Raw genomic sequence first — 19,881 nt, 5'->3', positions numbered from 1 at the left:
TTGCCGCGCGCGCCAGCTTCGCTGCGCCGCGGCTTTAGCAGCTGCAGCAGCGACAGCGGCTGCAGCCTTACAGCAACCGGCGCCTTGTCGTCCGGCGCCAGGATCACGCCGAGCTGATGATGCTCGCCGGCGTAAATAGCGCGCTGGAGAAACTTGATCTCCCCTTTGAGATTAAGAACCTCCAGCTTGCAGAAGGCCGGATTCATCCGCAGCGCCGCATGCATCTCTTCCTTCGTTGGCACCGGCACGCCGTTCACCTTGCGGATGGACTCCCCAACCAGGATGCCCATCTCCTGTGCCGGACTGCCCGGCAGCACCGCAAGCACCTTCAAGCCTCCTGCCGGATTGACGAACAGCGGGCTCGATTCTTGTTCCTCGAAGCGGCTGTACCACACGAGTCCTTCATGCAACAAGAAAGACACCAGCGCCGCCGGCAGCATGATCCAGCTCCACCAATGGGACAGCAGTGCCAACGCCAGCACAGCCACCCCGTAAAACAGCAGCCGATTCGAAGTTAAGCGGGCCTTAACCTGAGGCAGCATTCCGCTCGTCATTTCCGAGAACCCGATAATGATCGGCAGGGCCACAAGACCGAACCCATCCTGCCAGGCATCCCCGCCAAACAGCGGCGTCCAAGGCAATACCCCTCCCGTTGTATGGGCAGGAATGAGCAGGAGCAACGGAACCGGCCATAGGCTCTGCATCTGGTAACCGCCGACCAGCTTGCCGCGTTTGCCCTCGAAGAACAAGGGCCCTGCAAAGGAAGCCCCCTGCCAGCGGACAAGCATTCCTTCCGCCAAATGCAGCAATCCGACAAGGCATAGCAGTGCCGGTATATTCAGTTCTCTAACCGCACGGATCACTTCGCCTCCAAAACCGCTGCCTGCAAAGGAAGGGAAGCGATTCAAGATAAACTGGATAACTCCCAGCAAACCGACGGAGTATGCCAGACATAAATATCTGACACGGACGAGCAGCAATACAATCGTTACTGCCCATATACATAAAATCCCCTCTATCGTTAGCGTCATGCCGATAAACGCGCCAACCAGCGATACGATAATTCCCGCCAGCAAACCTCCAAGCACCGTACGCCAAGTCTGAGCAAGCCAATTGTTCAGCCGCACATGGAACAATCTGCGCTCCAGTATAACTTGCCTACGATAGAGCAGGAGCACCATAATAATCGAGATATAATAAAATGGCTGCAGAAACAATTGTCCTACGGCCCCGGCTACATTCCACAATCCTTCAAGCACAAGATCCAATCGATCATCAACCCCTAACCATCATCTCAAAAATATGGACTAACCAAAATATAGGACTCATTTGAACATCAACCAAACTTGTTCCACTTATTAACTATAACAGAAAAAAAGAAGGCTGAAACTCAGCCTTCTTACTCATTCGACGCCATTGAAGTGATTTCCTTCTGGGCCTCCTGAATCGCTTGATTCATTTGATTATCATTCTTCGGATCACGAATTTGATCAATCAGACTGCTCTCAAGCGCCTCTGCCGTCTTGGCATCAAGCACACCATCCGCCTTCAAGCCTTTGGCTGCCTGGAACTTCTCCAGCGCCGCTTCCGTCTTCTTGTCAAAATATCCGTCCTTGCGGCCCGGATCATAACCTATTCCGCTTAACATCGTCTGAGCGCTCTTGATGTCCTCGCCCAGCATGTCGAATTTATACGTTTTCTCCTTATTGATCGGAGCAACCGAGAAGTAATCCGGCTGTGATACCGGGATGTCCGGCTCGATCCCTTTCTTATGGATCCAATCCCCATCTGGCGTCAGCCATTTAGCAATCGTAATTTTCACCAGACTGCCGTCGCCCATCTCTTTGGAGAAGCTGGATTGAACAGTTCCTTTGCCATACGTCGTCTCTCCGAGCGATTTTGCCCCTGCCGATTCTTTGAGGGCACCGGCCAGAATTTCCGAGGCACTCGCACTGCCCTTGTTCGTAATGATAATCACCGGGTAATTTTTCCCTTTGCCCTGGGCAGAATTCATCTTCTTGCGATTTTTATTTTTATCTTCGATTTGGACAATGGCCTTGCCTTTCGGAACGAATTGCTCTGCCATCTTCTCAACGACCTGAAGCACGCCGCCCGGATTGTTCCGTACATCGATGACCAGCGCCTTCATTCCCTGTTTCTCCAATGAAGCCAGTTCCTGTGCAAAGCGATCCGCCGTATTCATGGAGAATTCCGTAACCTCAATCACGCCAATATTCCCTTGCTTCATGCTGGAATAGACTGTCTCCAACGCGATATCATCGCGGACAATCGAAAATTCCAGTTCATTAGCCGTCCCTGGACGTTTGACCTTCACTTTGGCTTTAGTCCCTTTTGGGCCGCGGATCTTAGCAACGGCTTCATTTAAACCAAGCCCTTCAAAGGATTCACCATTAACCGAGAGCAGGATATCCTTTGGCTTGATGCCCGCTTGCTCTGCGGGGGAGCCTTTAATGGGAGATACAACGACAACCTTGCCGTCTTCCATTGATACCTCAGCACCAATCCCGGTAAAGGAACCTTCGATTTGTTCTGAGAACTGCTGCGCAGTCTCCGGCGCCATATAAGAGGTAAACGGATCGCCAAGCGCATTAAGCAAACCATCGATTGCCCCGTCCACCAGTTTGTTCCGATCAACGTCCTCTACGTAATTCTTTTCAACAAGATCCATAGCCGTCTCGATCTTCTTGATACCGCTCTTGTTGCCGCCAAAAGCATCTGCAAAAATCCCGCTGCCTACTGCATTCGAACCCGCGAAGGTCCACTGGCCTGTTAAGGTAAGAGTCAGAATACTGCTGAGCAGCATGGCAACCACGACCATTAGAGCAACTGTACGTCCTTTGAACATCTTCTCTTCTTCACCGCCTATGTATCTTGAATAGAGTAGGTATTGCATCATTTCCTTCAGGGAAGCAGTCCGCCAAACCGCCGTCTATCTTTTACTGAGTGTTCAAAAAGTCCGGTTTTCAGCACCTCAGCTCATACTTTCAATTCGCGTTTCTTTGAGGAGCGAAGCTACACGTTTTTGGAGAAAACGGGCTCGGAAGTATTGGCTTGCGATTAGTACGTGATCACCCGAAATGATTCCGCAGGAAACACACTTCGTAAGGCGTTCACTTTAGGTCCGAGTGAATTCAAAATTCGATGCCGAATTTACCTCCTGATTCACTTCGTGATTAAAAGCTGACTTTTTGAACAACCTCTTTTATTATATGCCCGGCTTGTACAGAATATTTACATGCCTCATGACTGCCGTACAAGAAGGAAAAACGGATACGCAAAGGTATCCGTCTCTGTGATATAACCTATTTTATTACAAATAAGGCGTCGGGTCTACCGGATTACCGTTAATGCGAACCTCGAAATGGCAGTGCGGACCCGTGGCTACACCTGTTTGACCAACCTCGGCGATCTTCTCACCCTTTTTCACCGTGTCGCCAACCGATACTTTCGTTCCGTTATTGCGGATATGACCGTACAGCGTCCATACATTATTGCCATGATCGATGATGACGGTGTTACCGTAACCGCTCCACCATTCTGCAACGATAACGACGCCGCCTTCGGCTGCGTGAATATCAGTCCCTTCCGGAACAGCGAGGTCAATCCCTGTATGCGTCTTGACCTGTCCTGTCACCGGATGCACCCGTGTGCCGTACCCGGAAGAGAGCCGCGCTCCGTTCACCGGAACCATCATCGATCCGCCATTACCGGAAAACCCGCCTGATCCTGAATAGGACACCTTCTTGGTCGTTGTCTTCGCTTTATATACTTGCGCTGCTTTGATCTTCTTCTTCTCATTCTCAAGAGCAGAACGTTTGGTGGCCAATTCAACCAGCAATTTATTTTGTTCCTCTGTAATCTCTTCCTGCTGATCGATCTGATCGCTATATTTCGCAATCAATTGCTGCTTCTCGCTTTCTTTCTCCTCAAGAATGCTCCTGCGGTCCTCTGCTTGAGCATACAATGTCTTCACTTTGGCGTAATCCTGTTCAAGCTGCTGCTGCTGATCCTGGAGAAGATCTTGGTCATGCTTATGCTCGTCCAACAGGACTTTATCTTGATTCATGATCGCTTGCAGGGAATCCGCCCGCTGCAAAAAATCCGAGAAGCTGGTGGAGGATAGCAATACATCCAAATAAGAGACAGCGCCGTCGGTATACATGATACGAACCCTCGTATCAAGGAATTCGGAACGTTCCTCAATTCGCTGCTTGGTCTCATCCAGCTTATTCGCGGTATCCCGCAGATTTGCTTTGGTGTCCTCAATATCCAATGCAATATTTGCCAATTCATTACTAACAGTATCGATCTGTGTAAGCACCTGCTTCAAATACGCCTGGTTCTTGTTCACATAGTGCTGTGCTTCCTGCTTCTTGTCAGTTGCTTTTTCCTGCTGAGCCTTCGCCTTCTTCGCCTGCTCCTGAAGCTGCTTCAGTTCGGCATCAATCTGGCTGATGGTCTTAGATTTGGCATAACCCTCTGTTGGGTTGAACATCGTAGCGGCTATGGTAATTACAGCAATCACGGATATCCATTTCTTCAACTTCTTTTCCCCATCCTTCTCACGATTTAGATTAGCCTCTTCCCAAGCTCTTTCTCCTCTGTACCTTGCCTTGCCACGCCTATACCTTCAAAAATTTACGAATCGACATGAGACTTCCCCAGATGCCGATCAGCAATCCAAGTCCAATCAATAACCCGCTGATCTGAAGTGCGATCTGCTTGATCGGAACGAGTCGGAAAGCCAGCGTCATATCCGCGGCTACCGCTTGCTCCAGCTCCTGATATCCGAATATCAATGCGCCTACCGTAATAACGGAGCCTATCAAACCAATCAGTGCTCCCTCAATAAAGAAGGGCCAGCGTATGAAAGCGTTGGTTGCCCCGACCAGCTTCATAATTCCAATCTCGCGGCGTCTGGCCAGAATCGTTACCCTGATAGTGTTGGAGATGAGGAACATGGCCATTAAAGCAAGTCCGGCTACAAAGATAAACCCGATGTTGCGGATCCCCCGCGTAATCTTGAACAGCTTCTCCGTCGTCCCTTTGCCATAGTTCACTTTGTAGATCGGCTTATCCGGATTATTATCGTTGAGCGCTGTTATTTTGCTGGCAACGAACGGCGCCGTTGTTGGTTCGATCAATTTGATCTTGAACGTATCAGGGATCGGGTTCGTCTCCTCGGTATAGCCTTCAAGCAGGTCCTTCCCTTCCGCGCCCAGCTTCTCCTTGAACTCCTTGAGCCCTTCGGACTTCGGAATCAGCGTTACCTCGCTAACCTCCGGCATGGCCTTGACTTCTGCCATCAGCTTGTCCCGCAAGGTGCTGTCTACATTCGATTCCAGATACACACTAATCTGAACCTGACTGTCTGCATCATCTGCGAAGGAATTTATGTTAACAACAAGCATTATAAATACGCCCAGTATTAATAGAGATACGATAATTGAAGTAATAGATGCCACCGACATCCAGCCATTGCGGAACACATTCCGTGCCCCTTCTCGAAACTGTCTTAAGAGGGTACTAAAACTCATATCCGTATTCCCCTCTCATCTCATCACGGACGATATTGCCATGCTCAATAGCGATGACCCGCTTGCGCATCGTATTCACAATATCCTTGTTGTGGGTTGCCATTACAATCGTCGTACCGCGAAAATTAATCTCATCCAATAGCTGCATAATTCCCCATGATGTCTCCGGATCCAGATTCCCGGTTGGTTCGTCAGCAATGATTACCGACGGGTTGTTGACAATCGCCCTGGCGATCGCCACCCGCTGCTGCTCTCCCCCCGATAATTGGGATGGATCACGGTTTGCCTTATTTCTCAGGCCTACCAATTCCAGCACCTCGGGCACCCGCTTGCGAATCACTTTCTTCGGGGCTTCGACAACCTCCATCGCAAAAGCGACGTTCTCATACACATTTAGTTTGGGCAGCAGCCTGAAATCCTGGAAAACAACGCCGATATTGCGTCTGACATAAGGAATTTTACGCTGTTTAAGCCTGCCGATATTAAAACCGTTTACAGATATTTGCCCTTTCGTGGGCACTTCTTCCCGATATATAAGCTTCATAAAAGTCGATTTCCCCGCGCCAGAGGGTCCGACCAAATATACGAATTCATTACGGTCAATTTTGACCGAGATACCCTTCAAAGCATGGGTCCCGTTAGAATATGTCTTCCAAACATCCTGCATTTCTATCACTTCATCACGTCCTAAGCCTTGATTCATATCTAGTTAGTTTGTTCGCATAGTCAACTACTACAATTTCGACATCTTCTAGCCAAATCCTTTATAAGTTGAGCTAAATTTCTTCAGTTCGATAATTATTGTAACAAATATGTTACCATTTGAGTACCCGAAAGTTTCCATTATTTCAGCATATATATCATTAACAAGGTTGTACAATAAGTTTTTCCAGTGATGATAAGGAGCGAATAATGGATAGAAAACAATTCTTCTACTTCGTCGTGCCGTTGTTAGTTCTCGGTTTTACAGCGCTGTCTCTGCTGTTCTCACTGCAGCATTATGCTTATAGGGATACGATTCCACCCGGAGTAGATGTCGCCGGGATTCCTGTGGGAGGAATGTCAGCTCATGAAGCGATACAAGTGCTGGACAGAAAGCTGGCGGAACTGGAGCTGGAGAAAGTCACTTATTCTTTTCGCGGCATGGCCGGTTCTGAGGTTCTATCATGGGAAAATAGCGGCGTCACCTTCGACATACCTGATTTCCGGGCCAAGCTGACTGCCCTGAACAATGGAAGTCTGTGGAATCGCATCCAGATCCGCAGCCGCTTTCCCAAGCAATGGCGGTTACAGGCCCGTTACGATTTACAGCCGCTCAAATTACAATGGGGGCCGGAATGGGAGAAAGCCCACTTGGGCGTACCGGTAAATGCGGCAAGAACGATCGGAGCCGATGACAGCATCCGTTACACGGCTGGCAAGTCGGTATACCGAATCGATTGGCCCGTCTTCATGACGCTGATTCAAGCGGCTCTCCCGGCTGCACTGCCCTTGGATGAAGGGAATGATGGCGCCGTCAAAGTGGAGCCTCGGAAAGAGTTAACCGACGCTGCCGGACAGGATGCTGCTGCAACCGCACATTCACAACAGAGTTCTCAACTTCCGACACATCCCGTCACCATCTCAGTTCCACTAGTTAAGCTCCAACCCAGCGTTACCCTGGATAACCTTAAGTCACAGGGCATCACACGCAAAATCGCCGAATTCTCCACCGATCTTACGACAAGCGGCGCGGGGCGTTTGCATAATGTCGAAGCCGCTGCCCGCAGTATCGACGGCATGCTGCTGTCACCTGGCGGTATTTTCGACTACGCCAAGGCGATCGAATCGGCTGAGCAGGAGTACGGCTTTCAGGAAGCTCCCGTCATTTTTGGCGGCAAGCTCGTTCCGGGAGTAGGCGGAGGCATCTGTCAGGTGTCCAGCACCCTTTACAACGCGGCCTTACGGGCTGGGCTGGAAATCGTGGAACGACGCAATCACACCCTGCCTGTCAGCTATGTTCCTAAGGGACAGGATGCCACCTTCGCCCAAGGATACATCAACTTCCGCTTCAAGAACACGACAGGCAAATACTTGTTGATTCGCGCCAAAAGCAGCAATGGACGGCTTGTAATCAAGCTGTTCGGTACGCTTGCTGAAAATGTGACATACCGCATCCAATCGAGAACAACCCGAACCATCATGCCGACTAACAAATATATCAAGAACCCTTCGCTTCCTTCGGGCAGTCAAGAGATCATGCTAGAGGGCAAGCCGGGTTATGTTGTAGAGACATTTCGTCTCAAGCAGGTCGACGGCATAACCGTGAGTCGAACTCTGCTGTCACGCGACACCTATCCGGCCCAGCCGGCTGTCATTGCCGTCCACGATGGAACAGAGAGGAGCGGAGGAGCTCCGTCTCAAATTTTGGAGGATGGGGTGGAGGGTCCGAGATTCCCCTGATCCCCTCTCCGATTCGTTGCATAAGAGCACAAAAAGCCCCGCATCTTTCCACAATAAGAAAGAAAGCGGGGCATCCTTTGCGCAGGTTGCTGTATATTCATGGTCTGCGGCAAGAGCCATACGATAAAAACAGGTGTCCATCGGTTAGTAAAAGAGGCAAATAGGCATTGGCCCAATCCGAACAATTCATTCCTGCATACATTGCATTAGCCCATTTCAAATAAAGGAGTGAACTCGAATGACGTTTATATCTCCATCCGGACCTCCATTTGGACCACCGTCTGGACCGCCATCTGGCCCACCATTCGGTCCACCACTGGGTCCGCCATTTGGACCTGCACCTGGACCACCTGGAACAGTTGGACCGCAGGGGCCGACCTTACCTCCTCCAACCTTTGAGCCGACGATATCTGCTTTTGCCATTGATCCTCGAGCGATTTCCCGTTGCTTGTTTCGAAACACTTTTATTTGGCTTAATAACGGGAGCCGCTTCTGGTTCTATCCAACGTTTGTCGGAAATGTATCGGTTGCAGGTTTTAGGTGGACCGGCAGGTTTTGGTTAATTTCCGGAATTAGTTTAAGAGAAATCAGTTCATTTTCTTGTTTTTAGAGTTTGCTCCTAATAACAGAACTCAATGATGAACATCAGAATAGTAATGCCACGCCATCATCATCGCCCCCCAGGCGGCATCGTGTTCAGGCAAGGTGCAGGATAACCCGGGGCAGCTTGCGGCTATTCTTTCTCTTAAGGACGACTGAATAAAGCGATTCTGCAGCAGCACACTTCCCGCCAGGGCCAGATGACCGGACTGCAAATCGAGGCACTCGGCGACGGGGGCCAGCAATTCAAATAACGCATCAGCACTGTGCCGAGCTATGTTCAAGGCCGCTATATCGCCGACAGAGCAAGCTTCGGACAGGATCGGAGCCAACGCTGCAATATCCTTCTTCGTCCGTCGAGGGTCATAGACGAAGCCGATGACCTCACGGAGTGAATCGTTAGGCAGCTGTAGCGTCTCATAGATCCGTTGGCTGATTACTGTCGGAGGAATCCTCCCGTCGCTGGCCTGAACGAGTGCGCTGAGCAGCTGCCTGCCGATGCTATAGCCGCTCCCCTCATCGTCAATGAGATGACCGAAGCCGCCGGTGCGATGGGTACAGCCTTGCTCATTCCGCCCGAAGCAAATCGAGCCTGTTCCAGCGACGAGGATGATACCATGCGGCTGACTGAGCGCACCGTAGAGTGCTGTTTCATGATCGCCAGCCAGGGTCAGGCCGCCTTGATATCCGGCGTTGCGGATCGCCGCTGTTAACCGCTCTGCCACCCCCGCAGCGCTGATCCCGGCAGCGCCGAGACAGAGATGTACGCAGTGCTCCAAACTGCCGCAGACCCTTCCAATCCTCGCAACGATCTCCTCGATAGTCCGCTCTACAACTCTCTCATCCTGTCCATTATAGTTGATCGGACCCAACGTGAAGGTTTCTGCCATCCGACCGCTCTCATCGGCAATAGCAACCTTTGTCTTCGTGCCTCCACCATCCAGGCCGGCGACAAATCTCATGATGAATCACGCCCTTCTCTTTTTAGAGGTGGTTCAAAAATTCCTTTTTGAATAAGAAACCCGATAAACTGCACACTCTCATAGCCCTGGTTTCATCCAGCTGTAGGCTGTCAGAGCTCTAACGAAACTGGATATCGCTATTCAAATCAAAAATAATCTCTAAATATTTTAGCGAAACTGGGTATCGCTATTTAAGCAAATTAGCGGTCAAAAGCCCAAATTTCTCCCGGATAACGTTAGGGTGTTTCGTTAAAATTTATTTACCGTCATTATTGAAGCAATAACGATCTGTAGTTTCGTTAGGCATTAATTCACTTATAAAAGTTCATAAAACTGCGCACCCGGCACGAAATCATCCATAAAGATGATACCTTTGTTTTTCCCTGGCAAAATCCCGGCTCTCTTCGCGAAACTTCTCCAGCATTTCCATGAGCCCGACCTCTTCCCGATAGAGCTTGTCACCGCATAGCAGATCGATGAATGGACGCGAGCCCTCCTTGACTGGAGGCAAGTAAGAGAATTCTTCATAGTTCCGCTTCATGGTGTACATCAACGTCACGCCTGTCTCCACCGAGCGGTATGAAAGGGGATCGGTCACGTAAATCTGTACGCCTGCGCAGAGCTCGCCTTGGAACTTTGAGGTGGTCGGCTTGAAGTATACAGGGCGAAAACGCACGCCCGGCAATCCTCTGTGATTCATTTCATCAGCCAGACGCTCAGCGTCGATAAATGGCGCTCCAATAATCTCGAACGGGAACGTCGTCCCGCGTCCCTCCGACAGATTCGTGCCCTCAAACAAGCAAGTGCCAGCGTACACCAGAGCTGTCTCAAAGCGCGGAATCCCCAATGAGGGATGAACCCAAATTTGTCCTGTCTGCGGGAAGAGCATGTTCCGTTCCCATCCCTCGCAAGGGATCACGTGGAGCTTCGCATTCCAGCCTTTCTGCTCATTGACCATATTGGCTACCTCGCCCGCGGTCAAGCCATACCGGACAGAAAGCGGATAGTTTCCTATAAAGGATTCATAACCCGGCTTGAGGACATTACCCTCAACCGTCAGTCCATCAAGCGGGTTCACGCGGTCCAATACAACGAGCTCCTTACCTGCTTTGGCACAATCCTCCAAAGCATACAACATCGTATAAATAAACGTATAGTAGCGCACGCCCACATCCTGAATATCGTAAACAACCATATCCACCTTATCGAGCATATCCGCAGTCATCCGTTTGGAATCCTGGCGATAAAGGCTGTATACCGGAACGCCGGTTAACGGATCGGTATATGTCTCTACCATGGCCCCTGCCGCCTGGTCCCCACGCACACCATGCTCCGGCGAGAATAAAGCGGTAAGCTTGAAATTGTCGTGCAAAATTTGAATTGTCGATATGAACTCCGAGGTAATTCCCGTCGGTGTTGTAATTAAGCCAATCCGCTTACCCTGAAACAGGTGGGAGTAGCTCAATATGCGATCGATTCCGTTCTTAACCATAGCCTCCGCTCCTTATAGGGATAGTTCAACAAGTCCGCTTTTGATAAGATAACGCATTAAGTATTCGAAGATGTGCGATCAATATCCAGATGATGGTTTGCTTGCGTGATAGAATTTCATCGGCCTAGCCTGGCTCTACTCCTTTTGTCCCAGTTTCATCCAGCTGAAGCGTTTGGTAAAAACGCATATCGCACATTGGAAGACCTAAGCTTCGGCGCTGAAATTCGATCCTTTTGAACACACACTTATAGTTCTGACTTGATGATGCGCAAAGACTCCTCCGGGATCATAAATGTCTCTGCATAGGTCTTGCGCGCCTCGATGCCGCGAACCCGGGCCAGATGCTTGTAATACTCCAAATAAGGGAAAGACGCGCTTCCCGTTACGAACCAATGCTGGGATACCGCTTTTACCCATAGATCATAGGCATCCTGATCAAAATCGATATAAACATACGGTACATAGTCGACGGCATCCTCCCAATTTTCCGCATAGTACAGCCGCGAGGCAAAATGGGCAGGCTCGTGCCGCTGCATGGAAGCGAGCCCGGCGAAGAAACGGGCATCGTTTACAATCAAATGTGTCGTTCGGTGATCCTTATGCATGCTGTTCTTAAAATGAGTGATGATAATGTCCGGTTTAACACGACGAATCACATCGCAAACCCGATAGCGCATATCCTCACTATCGCTCAGTTCCCCATCAGGAATGTCAAATACGATCGATTCCCCGCCCAGCATATCTGCAAAAGCCTTCGCTTCCCGCACCTTTTGTTCCCGGTATTCCCCCATGTCCTGTCCGGCCGGAACGCCTCGCTCCCCTGCCGTAAGCGCCAGGGTAACGATACGATCCCCCTTTAATGAATGGCTGGCAAGCACGCCTCCCGCCGTAAGCTCCATATCGCCAACATGACCGCCGATCGCCAGAATCGTTAGTGTCTTTCTGCTCATTTTCAGAACTCCCTCCTCATAATTGCAAACCGTTTGACGGTCTGAAAACCTGCTTTTTCATAAATGCGTTTAGCCGGATTATTGATTCCTGTAAATAGAGACATATAGTCGGCCCCGATCTGCTGAAAAGCCTCGCACATTTTAAAGAACAGAAGGCTGCCCAGACCATGTCCCTCATGCTTGGGATGCACGCCAATGCCGATGAAGAAAGCCCGTCCGCTCGGCTCGCGAAGGATCGGCCCGGCGAATCCCGCCGCATCTCCTTGATTGGCCGCTATCATGACCGGAATGCCCTGCGCCGCATAACGTGGAATCTGTTCACGCCATAACGGATTATCCAGCCCATCCAGCATCTCCTCTAACCCCCCATGCTTCGAGAGATCAAGGGGCTCGACCTGATAGCCCTCCCCCTCGGCCTTGCTCTCCTTAGCCCGGATTTCCTCCGAAATCCTAAACTCAGCAAGCGGCATATACATCCCGCACTCCTGCGCTCGCTCTACATACCCGTAATTCAGCAAAAACTTATGCAGCGCGCTTCCCTCCGGCACTCCAGGAGCATTGTTATGCTCATGACCCGCGGTTCCCGGAATAACCCAGGGCAGCCTCATCGGATTAAAAAACAGGCAATCCGCCTGCTTCTTGCCAAGCTGCTGAAAACGACTCTCCAAGGCGTCGATCATGGATCTGAAAGAGGCATCGTTCCGAACAGCTTCATTTATTACGATACAGGTAATGTATCCCGCCTCCTTACCCAGAGGCAGATCGTCCCCCGTACAACCGCAGGCAAAGCCCTGCACACGCCCTTCCTCACCCAGCATGACCAAGGTGGCCTCCCGGTCAAAGTAAGGGTTTGATAAAAATAAATCTGCGAAACCAGCTTCGGTTAATCTCTTATATCCGTCCTTCACCGCTTCCTTGTTCCATAACTCAACCGTCCCAGCTATGAATCGATCATCCCATGTTGCGATCATGTTCTGATGCCCTCCGCTTCCCTTGGACTCAACAGCCTATTATCATATGTGCTTATAAAAAAATTTAGATTGCCTCTAAAGTTATGGATAGCTAATCTTGCCCATAACGACCGGTCTGCTTGCTCCCGTTGCCGCCGGTAAATTATTCGGCCGCCTGGCCAGCGTGTAATCGGCCAGCAACGCGAAAGCTACCGCCTCCTTGGCATCGCTATTCTGTCCAAGCTGCTCCTGAGTAAGCACTTGAACCCCCAGCGGCTCCATCTCCGCCTGCAAATAACGGAGCAATACAGGATTGTAGCTCCCCCCGCCACCAACGATCAGCATGTCGGCCGGATAACGCTCCCGAACGTACCTTCGATACGAATCGCTAATCGAACGTGCTGTCAGCATCGTCACCGTGGCAACCAGATCCTCATCCGAGAGATTATTTTTCTGCTGATAGGCTAGCAATCTGGCAATATAAGCTGAGCCGAACAACTCTCTTCCGGTAGATTTAGGCAAGCTTTGGTAGTAGTAAGGCTCCTGTATTAACAGATCAAGCAGCTGCTCACTCGGATGGCCTCGCGAGGCTATGGCCCCCCCAGCATCCATCTTGCTCTTCCCGCCGCTCATATGTGTGACCAGGCCATCGATCAGCATGTTGCCCGGCCCCGTATCGAAGGCAAATACATCCTCCGGAGGGCAGTTCGCCGGAAGCACCGTCATATTGCCGATTCCCCCGATATTTTGCAGCAGCAGCGTCCTTGTCTCCTCCCCATACAGCAAATACTCGGTGAACGGTACNGCAGCAGCAGCGTCCTTGTCCCCTCCCCATACAGCAAATACTCGGTGAACGGTACGAGCGGAGCCCCTTGCCCCCCCACCGCCATATCGGCCGGACGAAAATCAGATACGCAAGTAATCCCCGTTCTGGCCGCGATCACCGAGCCCTCGCCAATTTGCACCGTATAACGAAGCGCGTAGCCTCCTATAAGCTCATCCGTCGGATGATGATACAGCGTCTGACCATGAGAGCCAATGTGGGATATATCTCCCGGCGTCAAACCGGATTTAGCAATGACCGACAGAGCCGCTTCCGCAAACAGTTCCCCAAGCCAAACATGAAGGCGACCTACCCGATCCAGCGTAGCCTCCTTGACGTCGAACAGCGCAAATATTTCGTCGCGAACCGGAGCGGGATAGGGGATATTTTCGAAACCTAGAAGCTTGACCTCCGGTCTCGTTCCCGCAGCGCCTGTCATTCTGACGACCGCCGCGTCGATGCCATCGACCGAGGTACCTGACATCAGTCCCACCGCGTAACGTACCGGCAGATTGGACGGTTTGGCCTCCCCCCACTGTCCGGCAGCGAATTCCGTCCTCCGCCCTGAAGTTTGTGTCCTGTCCATCAGCCCTTCACCGCTCCCACGGTTACCCCCTCAAGGAAGTACTTCTGCAGGCTGAAGAACAGGATGAACATCGGCAGTGCAGAGATCGTTGCCCCGGCCATCATCGGCGCAAAATACGTCGTATTGGCAAACCGGAAGTTCTTGAGCCCCACCTGGATCGTCTGCATATCCATCGTATTTGTGACCAGGAACGGCCAGAAGAAAGTATTCCAGCTATCCATAAAGGTAAGAATGGCCGTAACCGCCATGACTGTCTTCGACAGCGGCACAATCACCTTCAGGAAAATTTGAAACTGATTACAGCCCTCCACCTTGGCACATTCGATAATCTCGTTAGGAATAGAGGACATAAATTGCTTGGTCAAAAAGATGCTATAGACGGTGACCAGTCCAGGCATAATCAGCGCCTTGTAAGTGTTCTCGATCTGAAATATATTCACGATCAGAATGTAAAGCGGTACCTGGGTCACTTGATATGGAATCATCATGGCGCAGAGCAAAATGGAGAACAGGACGGCCCGGCCTTTAAAACGGATTTTCGCGAAGGCATACCCTGCCATCGTGGCAAAAATCACGTTAGAGGCCGTAACGCTTCCCGCTACAATCAATGAGTTCAGCAGCCAACGATAGGAATGTTCACTGTAATCAAAAAAGAATTTATAGGATTCAAAAGATATCTTGGCAGGCCATAGAGAATAGTCCATAGCCCCCGCCTCAACCGGATCCCCGAATGAAGAGATAATCATGAAATAGATTGGAAATAAAGTTGCGAGTGCAAACAGTAAGAGAAGAATCATGATGGAGGCATTCCTGGTGTATTTAACCGTTTGCTTGCCAGTATGTTTTTTGTACAGAGCCATGTGTCATTCTCCTCCCCTATTAGTACTCGATATTTTTACCGAAGAATTTGAATTGAATAAAGGAAATGCTGGCAATAATCGCTGCCAGAATCAGAGATTGCGCAGCCGCCTTGCCGAATTCGAAGTATTTAAATGCATTATTGAAAATAAGCAGCCCCACCATCGTCGTTGCATTGTCCGGTCCGCCCCCTGTCATCAGGTAAGCATTCTGGAACACTTGGAAGGAACCAATAACACCGGTAACAAGCAAAAATAAGGTCGTCGGTTTTAGAAAAGGAATGACGATATACCAGAGCTTCTTGAGGAAATCTGCTCCGTCCAGATCGGCGGCCTCATAGTAACTCTCGTCAATCCCGAGAAGAGCGGCCAAATAAATAATAATGCTGGTGCCATGACTCGACAGCCAGGCCATCAATACGAGCGAGAACATCGCCGTGGAGCTGGACCCGAGCCAGTTCAGGTTAGAGATACCGAAAAAGCCCAATAACTTGTTCAAAATACCGCTTGGCATCGGATCAAAGATCCACAGCCAGACGACAGACAAAGCTACCCCGGAAGCAACCGCCGGCAAATAATAGATCGCTTTAAAAGCAGTCTGCGTCCGTTTCTTCAAAGGAAGGATCAGGATCGCCACTCCAAAGGACAGGAACAAGGTGACAGGCACTGTCAGTAGGGTATATACAATCGTATTTTTGATAGACTTCCAGAACAGGGAATCCGAAAAGGTATTGATATAGTTCTCAAATCCGATGAACACGGAGCCCAGCGGGCGGTATTCCTGGAAGCTGATAATGAAGGCACTGACCACGGGATAAGCCGTAAATATCGCATAGACAACAAGCGCCACGGCAATAAAGGCATAACCCCAAGCATTGTCACCTCTCCATTTTCGTTTTTTGGCCACCTTTGCTGTTGTTGGTACTTTTGCTAATTGGCTCATATCTCTTAGCTCCTTTTCCAACCGTTTTGCCAAAATGACCCGGGTAGCCACATTCATAACGGCTACCCGAGCTAAAAGAGATTGTTCAAAAAGTCCAATATTGATAAGAAAGACCGATCGATATTATTCCAGGATGAGCAACCGTGATTCATAGGTGGATTCTTGCGATATAGATTTCATCAGCGCCGCTGATAATTTATAGATTCTATATCTGACATGAAGTGAATCAGGGAGTTATCCGGCATCGAATCTTGAATTCAGCCAGGTCCGGGCAGAGACTTAAGAGGTTATATTTCCTACAGAAACATCTCTCAGTTGTTTACGTACCAAGACGTACGCTCCGCTGCTCAGACCCAAGCTTTATCCAACTAAGTCATTTCTCAATCAACGCACATCGGAAGCAAGAGCTTCGGTGCTGAAAACCGGTCTTTTTGAACAGGTATTATAAAGAATTAATCCTTCACAACACCGTCTTCTCCGAAGGTCTTAATGGCTGCTGCCTTCACTGCTTCATACATATCCTCCGGTGTAATCTCGTTCGCAAGTAAAGCCTGAAGCTTAGGAACAATCACTTCATCTTCAATCTTGATCGCTTTGGCGCCAAGGTCCGATGGAATGTCCGGGCGCGCCGGATTAGCATGGGAGAGCAGCTTCTCTACAGCTGCTACGTTGTCCGGATTCCGGTTGATTTCCATACTATTGGCGGCTTCTTTACCGCTTTTTGTAATATGGGCTACGAACAGATCGTTGTTAGTCATAGCCGCCACTTTGCCGCTGGCGAGGAAATACGCCGCTTTGACTACATTAGCTTTATGCTCATCCGTCGGCTCCTTTTTACCGCGGAAGGTAACATAACCATCCACCGCAGTGCTGGAGATCGGCTCTTCGCCTAGGAACGTCGGAACCGGCAGCACGATATATTCCACTGGAATACTTCCCTTGACAGCGCTTCCATCATTAGCCTTAATTTTATCGTTATTTTGGTTAGCGCTGTTCTCAAACGTGGCCAGACCTTTACCTGTTATCATAGTTTGCCCGGTAAGGAACATGTTCCAGCGTTTCCCCGCATCAACCGAGCTCAGCTCCTTTGGCATAGAGCCATCATCGATCATCAGGCGAATGTCCTTCAGCACTTCCAGAAAGTTTTTGTTCGTATAAGCATATTTCAGTTCCTTGGTAAATGGAGCAGGCATACCCGCATTTTTAACCAAAATGTTCAAATAGTCCTTGCCTGTAACACCGGCGGTAGCAAATACGAATCCATAACGCTTTGTGGTATTTCCTTCCTTCACAACACCCTTCTTGATGGCTTCGCGGAATTCATCGAAGGTCCAGCCGTTCTGCTGTACATTCTTCCAATCTATGCCGGCCTGTTCGAGAAATTCCTTGTTCCCGCCCAGCGCGTGTGCTTCCATATAAGCCGGGAAGCCGTACAGACCGTCAGCTCGCTTCATGTACTCCAGCGGTGTCTTATCAAAGTCATCGATCATTTCCGGTGTCGCCAAATCCGTAATATCCATCAGCATATCCTGCTGCAGATACTTCGAGATTCCATCCGAGCCGATAAAGGCGATATCCGGAGGACTTCCGGCATTCACCTGCGTATCAAGCTTCTGCGTCATATCTTCCCAGCTGGCCGGCTCAATCTTCAGTGTCAGGTTAGGATAAAGCTCATTGAAATCCTTCTCCATCTGTTGGAATCTGTCCTGGAAATTGCCCGATACCGGTGGAAGCAGCGCCGTAATCGTGTCTTTTGCCTCCGAGTTGGTATTGTTATTGGATTTGCCGGAATTCTCCGTCTTATTATTATTGGCAGCTGTATTGTCTTTGCCGGAATTGCCTTTATTGGATGAACCGCAAGCCGTTAATGCAGTCAAGGACATGGTTAGTGCCAAGACTAATGCCAACACACGCATTTTTCTCATAACAAAAATCCTCCCCCTGGAATTTCATACTAAACTACGCGATTTGTAGTATGAATGGCTAACTTCAAACTTCCTTCGCATTCCTGCAGCACCTGCTTGCCCTTCTCGGCATCCAGGCCCGTCTTGATCATCAGGATCGCCAGCTTGCAATTCATTGATGCCTTATGCAGGTATTCGCTGGCCGTGTCATCATCAACTCCCGCTGCTATTTTGATAATACGGATAGAGCGGTCGTAAAGCTTCTTATTGCTAGCCCTCAAGTCCACCATCAAATTGTCGTATGTCTTCCCCAGTTTGACCATCGTGCATGTCGTAAGCATATTGAGCACAAGCTTCTGAGCAGTGCCAGCCTTCAGACGGGTCGAACCCATAATCACTTCAGGACCTACTACTGGCGCGATACAAACATCGCAAACCGCTTCCAATCTGGAGCCTTTATTATTCACGACTCCGATCGTCGCCGCCCCTAGTTCAGCAGCCCTCTTCAGACCGGCAATAACGAAGCTGGCCGAGCCGCTGGCCGAGATGCCAACGACAGCATCACGTGCGGTTACGCCGACCCGCTCGATTAAAGCAATCCCCTCCTCTGTACTATCTTCAAATCCTTCAACAGCCACCCTTAATGCCATATCGCCTCCGGCAATATACCCTTGCACTAGCGTTGGGTCTACTCCGAAAGTAGGTGGACATTCTGAGGCATCCAGTACTCCCAATCTACCAGAAGTACCTGCGCCTATATAAAACATTCTTCCACCATTCTTAAGCGAATGGTATAGAATATCCACCGCCTTCATGATTTGAGGAATTTCCGCAGCCACGGCATCTGGAACTTTGGCATCCTCCTGATTAAGCAGATGAAGCATTTCTTCGGTTGTACATTCATCAATCATCTGTGTGTGGGGGTTGACTCTCTCTGTGGTCAGTCCTGCAAAGTATTGTTCCATAGCTGATCCCTTCTCCTCACTGATGGTCTCAATCTCCATTTCCTAGAGGGAGTTCAAAAAGTCCGTTCGTGATAAGAAAACCAACCGAGGTCAATTCAAGGATGAGCAACTGTGACGCAAAGGTAGGTTTTCTCGTCCAATATAGAATTTCATCAAATTCCGCTGGAAGCTTGCAATTCTATATTTGCAGGAAGTGAATCGAGCTGCAACTCGATCTTTTTGAACACTTGCTCTTAGCTTTAGCTTAATTGAGCGCTTACCTATCCGTCAATAGTTTTTGGAATAAAATTTTATTGTGTAATATTATTTTGTATTTTTAATTCAACATTTCAACAAAAAAAGAGAGCATTCCTTAATTTTCTCCATCCGGAAAGGACCCCTCATATTTGGCAAGCTTTCCCCAGGCTTAGGTACCCTTCTGTCTGTTATGGTTGATATATAAGAAACGTTTATCTCCAGCCAAAGGTATACTGAAAAAACGAAGTATTGCGCCCCGCAGCGCTTATGTTCGGGCTTCAGGTCCATTTTTACAAGTTCGCCCAAAATACGTCTCGCCCGCCTGTCGGATCGATTCAGGTGAACGGCAAGCTCTTCGGTCTTATCCAAGAACTCCTTTGTACCGTGTCCGACCTCCTTTGAAGCATCTCGTATCTTCCAGTTTTTTTTCTGCGGCCAGCTGGTTACTAAGCCATTGGTTCATTTTTGTCTCCCCCCCCATAGTACCTCTTCCTTCTATCTGAAAAATAAATAAGGCCGCCTTGATACAAGAATCGCCAACGATTCCTGATCAAAGCGGCCTGTGCTTCACGCCATTTTCAATTTTCACGTAATTGCAAGCTCAGCTGCATT

Annotated in this window: 17 protein-coding genes; 1 reads left to right on the top strand and 16 read right to left on the bottom strand. The window is 49.6% G+C overall.

What is annotated here, in order from left to right:
- From BN1360_RS06150 to ftsE, 5 genes are all read right to left on the bottom strand, one after another.
- Positions 1-1,268 (bottom strand): PDZ domain-containing protein (locus BN1360_RS06150; RefSeq protein WP_068779015.1); only part of this gene is annotated, 1,268 nt, incomplete at its 3' end.
- A 131-nt stretch (positions 1,269-1,399) separates the two neighbouring features.
- Positions 1,400-2,866 (bottom strand): S41 family peptidase, encoded by a 1,467-nt coding sequence (locus BN1360_RS06145; protein WP_068779014.1) that lies wholly within the window; start codon positions 2,864-2,866, stop codon positions 1,400-1,402.
- 465 nt (positions 2,867-3,331) lie between these two features.
- On the bottom strand, positions 3,332-4,564 hold the full coding sequence (locus tag BN1360_RS06140; RefSeq protein WP_068779013.1) for a murein hydrolase activator EnvC family protein: 1,233 nt from the start codon (positions 4,562-4,564) through the stop codon (positions 3,332-3,334).
- 79 nt (positions 4,565-4,643) lie between these two features.
- Positions 4,644-5,558: a permease-like cell division protein FtsX gene (gene ftsX, locus BN1360_RS06135; RefSeq protein ID WP_068779012.1), complete on the bottom strand. Its 915-nt coding sequence runs from the start codon at positions 5,556-5,558 to the stop codon at positions 4,644-4,646.
- Positions 5,548-6,234 carry a cell division ATP-binding protein FtsE gene (gene ftsE / locus BN1360_RS06130; protein WP_068779011.1) on the bottom strand — a complete coding sequence of 229 codons (687 nt, stop codon included), beginning with the start codon at positions 6,232-6,234 and terminating at the stop codon, positions 5,548-5,550. Before ftsE ends, ftsX begins: the two co-directional genes overlap by 11 nt.
- A gap of 236 nt (positions 6,235-6,470) precedes the next feature.
- On the opposite strand from ftsE, the gene BN1360_RS06125 reads away from it, so the two are divergent.
- Complete coding sequence (locus tag BN1360_RS06125; RefSeq protein ID WP_068779010.1) at positions 6,471-8,000, top strand: VanW family protein; 1,530 nt, start codon at positions 6,471-6,473, stop codon at positions 7,998-8,000.
- Positions 8,001-8,216: 216 nt separating this feature from the next.
- Here BN1360_RS06125 and BN1360_RS26300 read toward each other — a convergent pair whose 3' ends face one another.
- From BN1360_RS26300 to murQ, 11 genes are all read right to left on the bottom strand, one after another.
- Positions 8,217-8,423 carry a hypothetical protein gene (locus tag BN1360_RS26300; protein WP_082789958.1) on the bottom strand — a complete coding sequence of 69 codons (207 nt, stop codon included), beginning with the start codon at positions 8,421-8,423 and terminating at the stop codon, positions 8,217-8,219.
- A gap of 209 nt (positions 8,424-8,632) precedes the next feature.
- Positions 8,633-9,562 (bottom strand): BadF/BadG/BcrA/BcrD ATPase family protein, encoded by a 930-nt coding sequence (locus tag BN1360_RS06115; protein WP_068779009.1) that lies wholly within the window; start codon positions 9,560-9,562, stop codon positions 8,633-8,635.
- 352 nt (positions 9,563-9,914) lie between these two features.
- Positions 9,915-11,054: an exo-beta-N-acetylmuramidase NamZ family protein gene (locus BN1360_RS06110; protein ID WP_068779008.1), complete on the bottom strand. Its 1,140-nt coding sequence runs from the start codon at positions 11,052-11,054 to the stop codon at positions 9,915-9,917.
- Positions 11,055-11,299: 245 nt separating this feature from the next.
- Positions 11,300-12,004, bottom strand: a complete 705-nt coding sequence (locus tag BN1360_RS06105; protein ID WP_068779007.1) for a PIG-L deacetylase family protein — start codon at positions 12,002-12,004, stop codon at positions 11,300-11,302.
- Positions 12,005-12,006: 2 nt separating this feature from the next.
- Positions 12,007-12,975 (bottom strand): GNAT family N-acetyltransferase, encoded by a 969-nt coding sequence (locus BN1360_RS06100; protein WP_068779006.1) that lies wholly within the window; start codon positions 12,973-12,975, stop codon positions 12,007-12,009.
- Between the two features lie 81 nt (positions 12,976-13,056).
- Positions 13,057-13,740 carry an anhydro-N-acetylmuramic acid kinase gene (locus BN1360_RS26185; RefSeq protein WP_267490881.1) on the bottom strand — a complete coding sequence of 228 codons (684 nt, stop codon included), beginning with the start codon at positions 13,738-13,740 and terminating at the stop codon, positions 13,057-13,059.
- Positions 13,677-14,216, bottom strand: a complete 540-nt coding sequence (locus BN1360_RS26180) for an anhydro-N-acetylmuramic acid kinase (RefSeq protein WP_476445252.1) — start codon at positions 14,214-14,216, stop codon at positions 13,677-13,679. The genes BN1360_RS26185 and BN1360_RS26180 overlap by 64 nt, the downstream gene beginning before the upstream one ends.
- Positions 14,217-14,362: 146 nt before the next feature.
- A complete protein-coding gene (locus BN1360_RS06090) occupies positions 14,363-15,223 on the bottom strand; it encodes a carbohydrate ABC transporter permease (protein WP_068779005.1) in 861 nt (286 codons plus the stop codon).
- A gap of 19 nt (positions 15,224-15,242) precedes the next feature.
- Positions 15,243-16,163, bottom strand: coding sequence for a carbohydrate ABC transporter permease (locus BN1360_RS06085; RefSeq protein ID WP_068779004.1), 921 nt, complete (start codon positions 16,161-16,163; stop codon positions 15,243-15,245).
- A gap of 452 nt (positions 16,164-16,615) precedes the next feature.
- Positions 16,616-18,088 carry an ABC transporter substrate-binding protein gene (locus BN1360_RS06080; protein WP_068779003.1) on the bottom strand — a complete coding sequence of 491 codons (1,473 nt, stop codon included), beginning with the start codon at positions 18,086-18,088 and terminating at the stop codon, positions 16,616-16,618.
- 29 nt (positions 18,089-18,117) lie between these two features.
- Complete coding sequence (murQ, locus tag BN1360_RS06075) at positions 18,118-19,032, bottom strand: N-acetylmuramic acid 6-phosphate etherase (RefSeq protein WP_068779002.1); 915 nt, start codon at positions 19,030-19,032, stop codon at positions 18,118-18,120.
- Positions 19,033-19,881 lie beyond the last annotated feature (849 nt).

It is taken from the genome of Paenibacillus sp. GM2 (assembly GCF_900069005.2).
Classification (GTDB): domain Bacteria; phylum Bacillota; class Bacilli; order Paenibacillales; family Paenibacillaceae; genus Fontibacillus.
The sequence above is the reverse complement of the archived record's forward strand: the minus strand, read 5'-3'. Positions and strand labels throughout refer to the sequence as shown.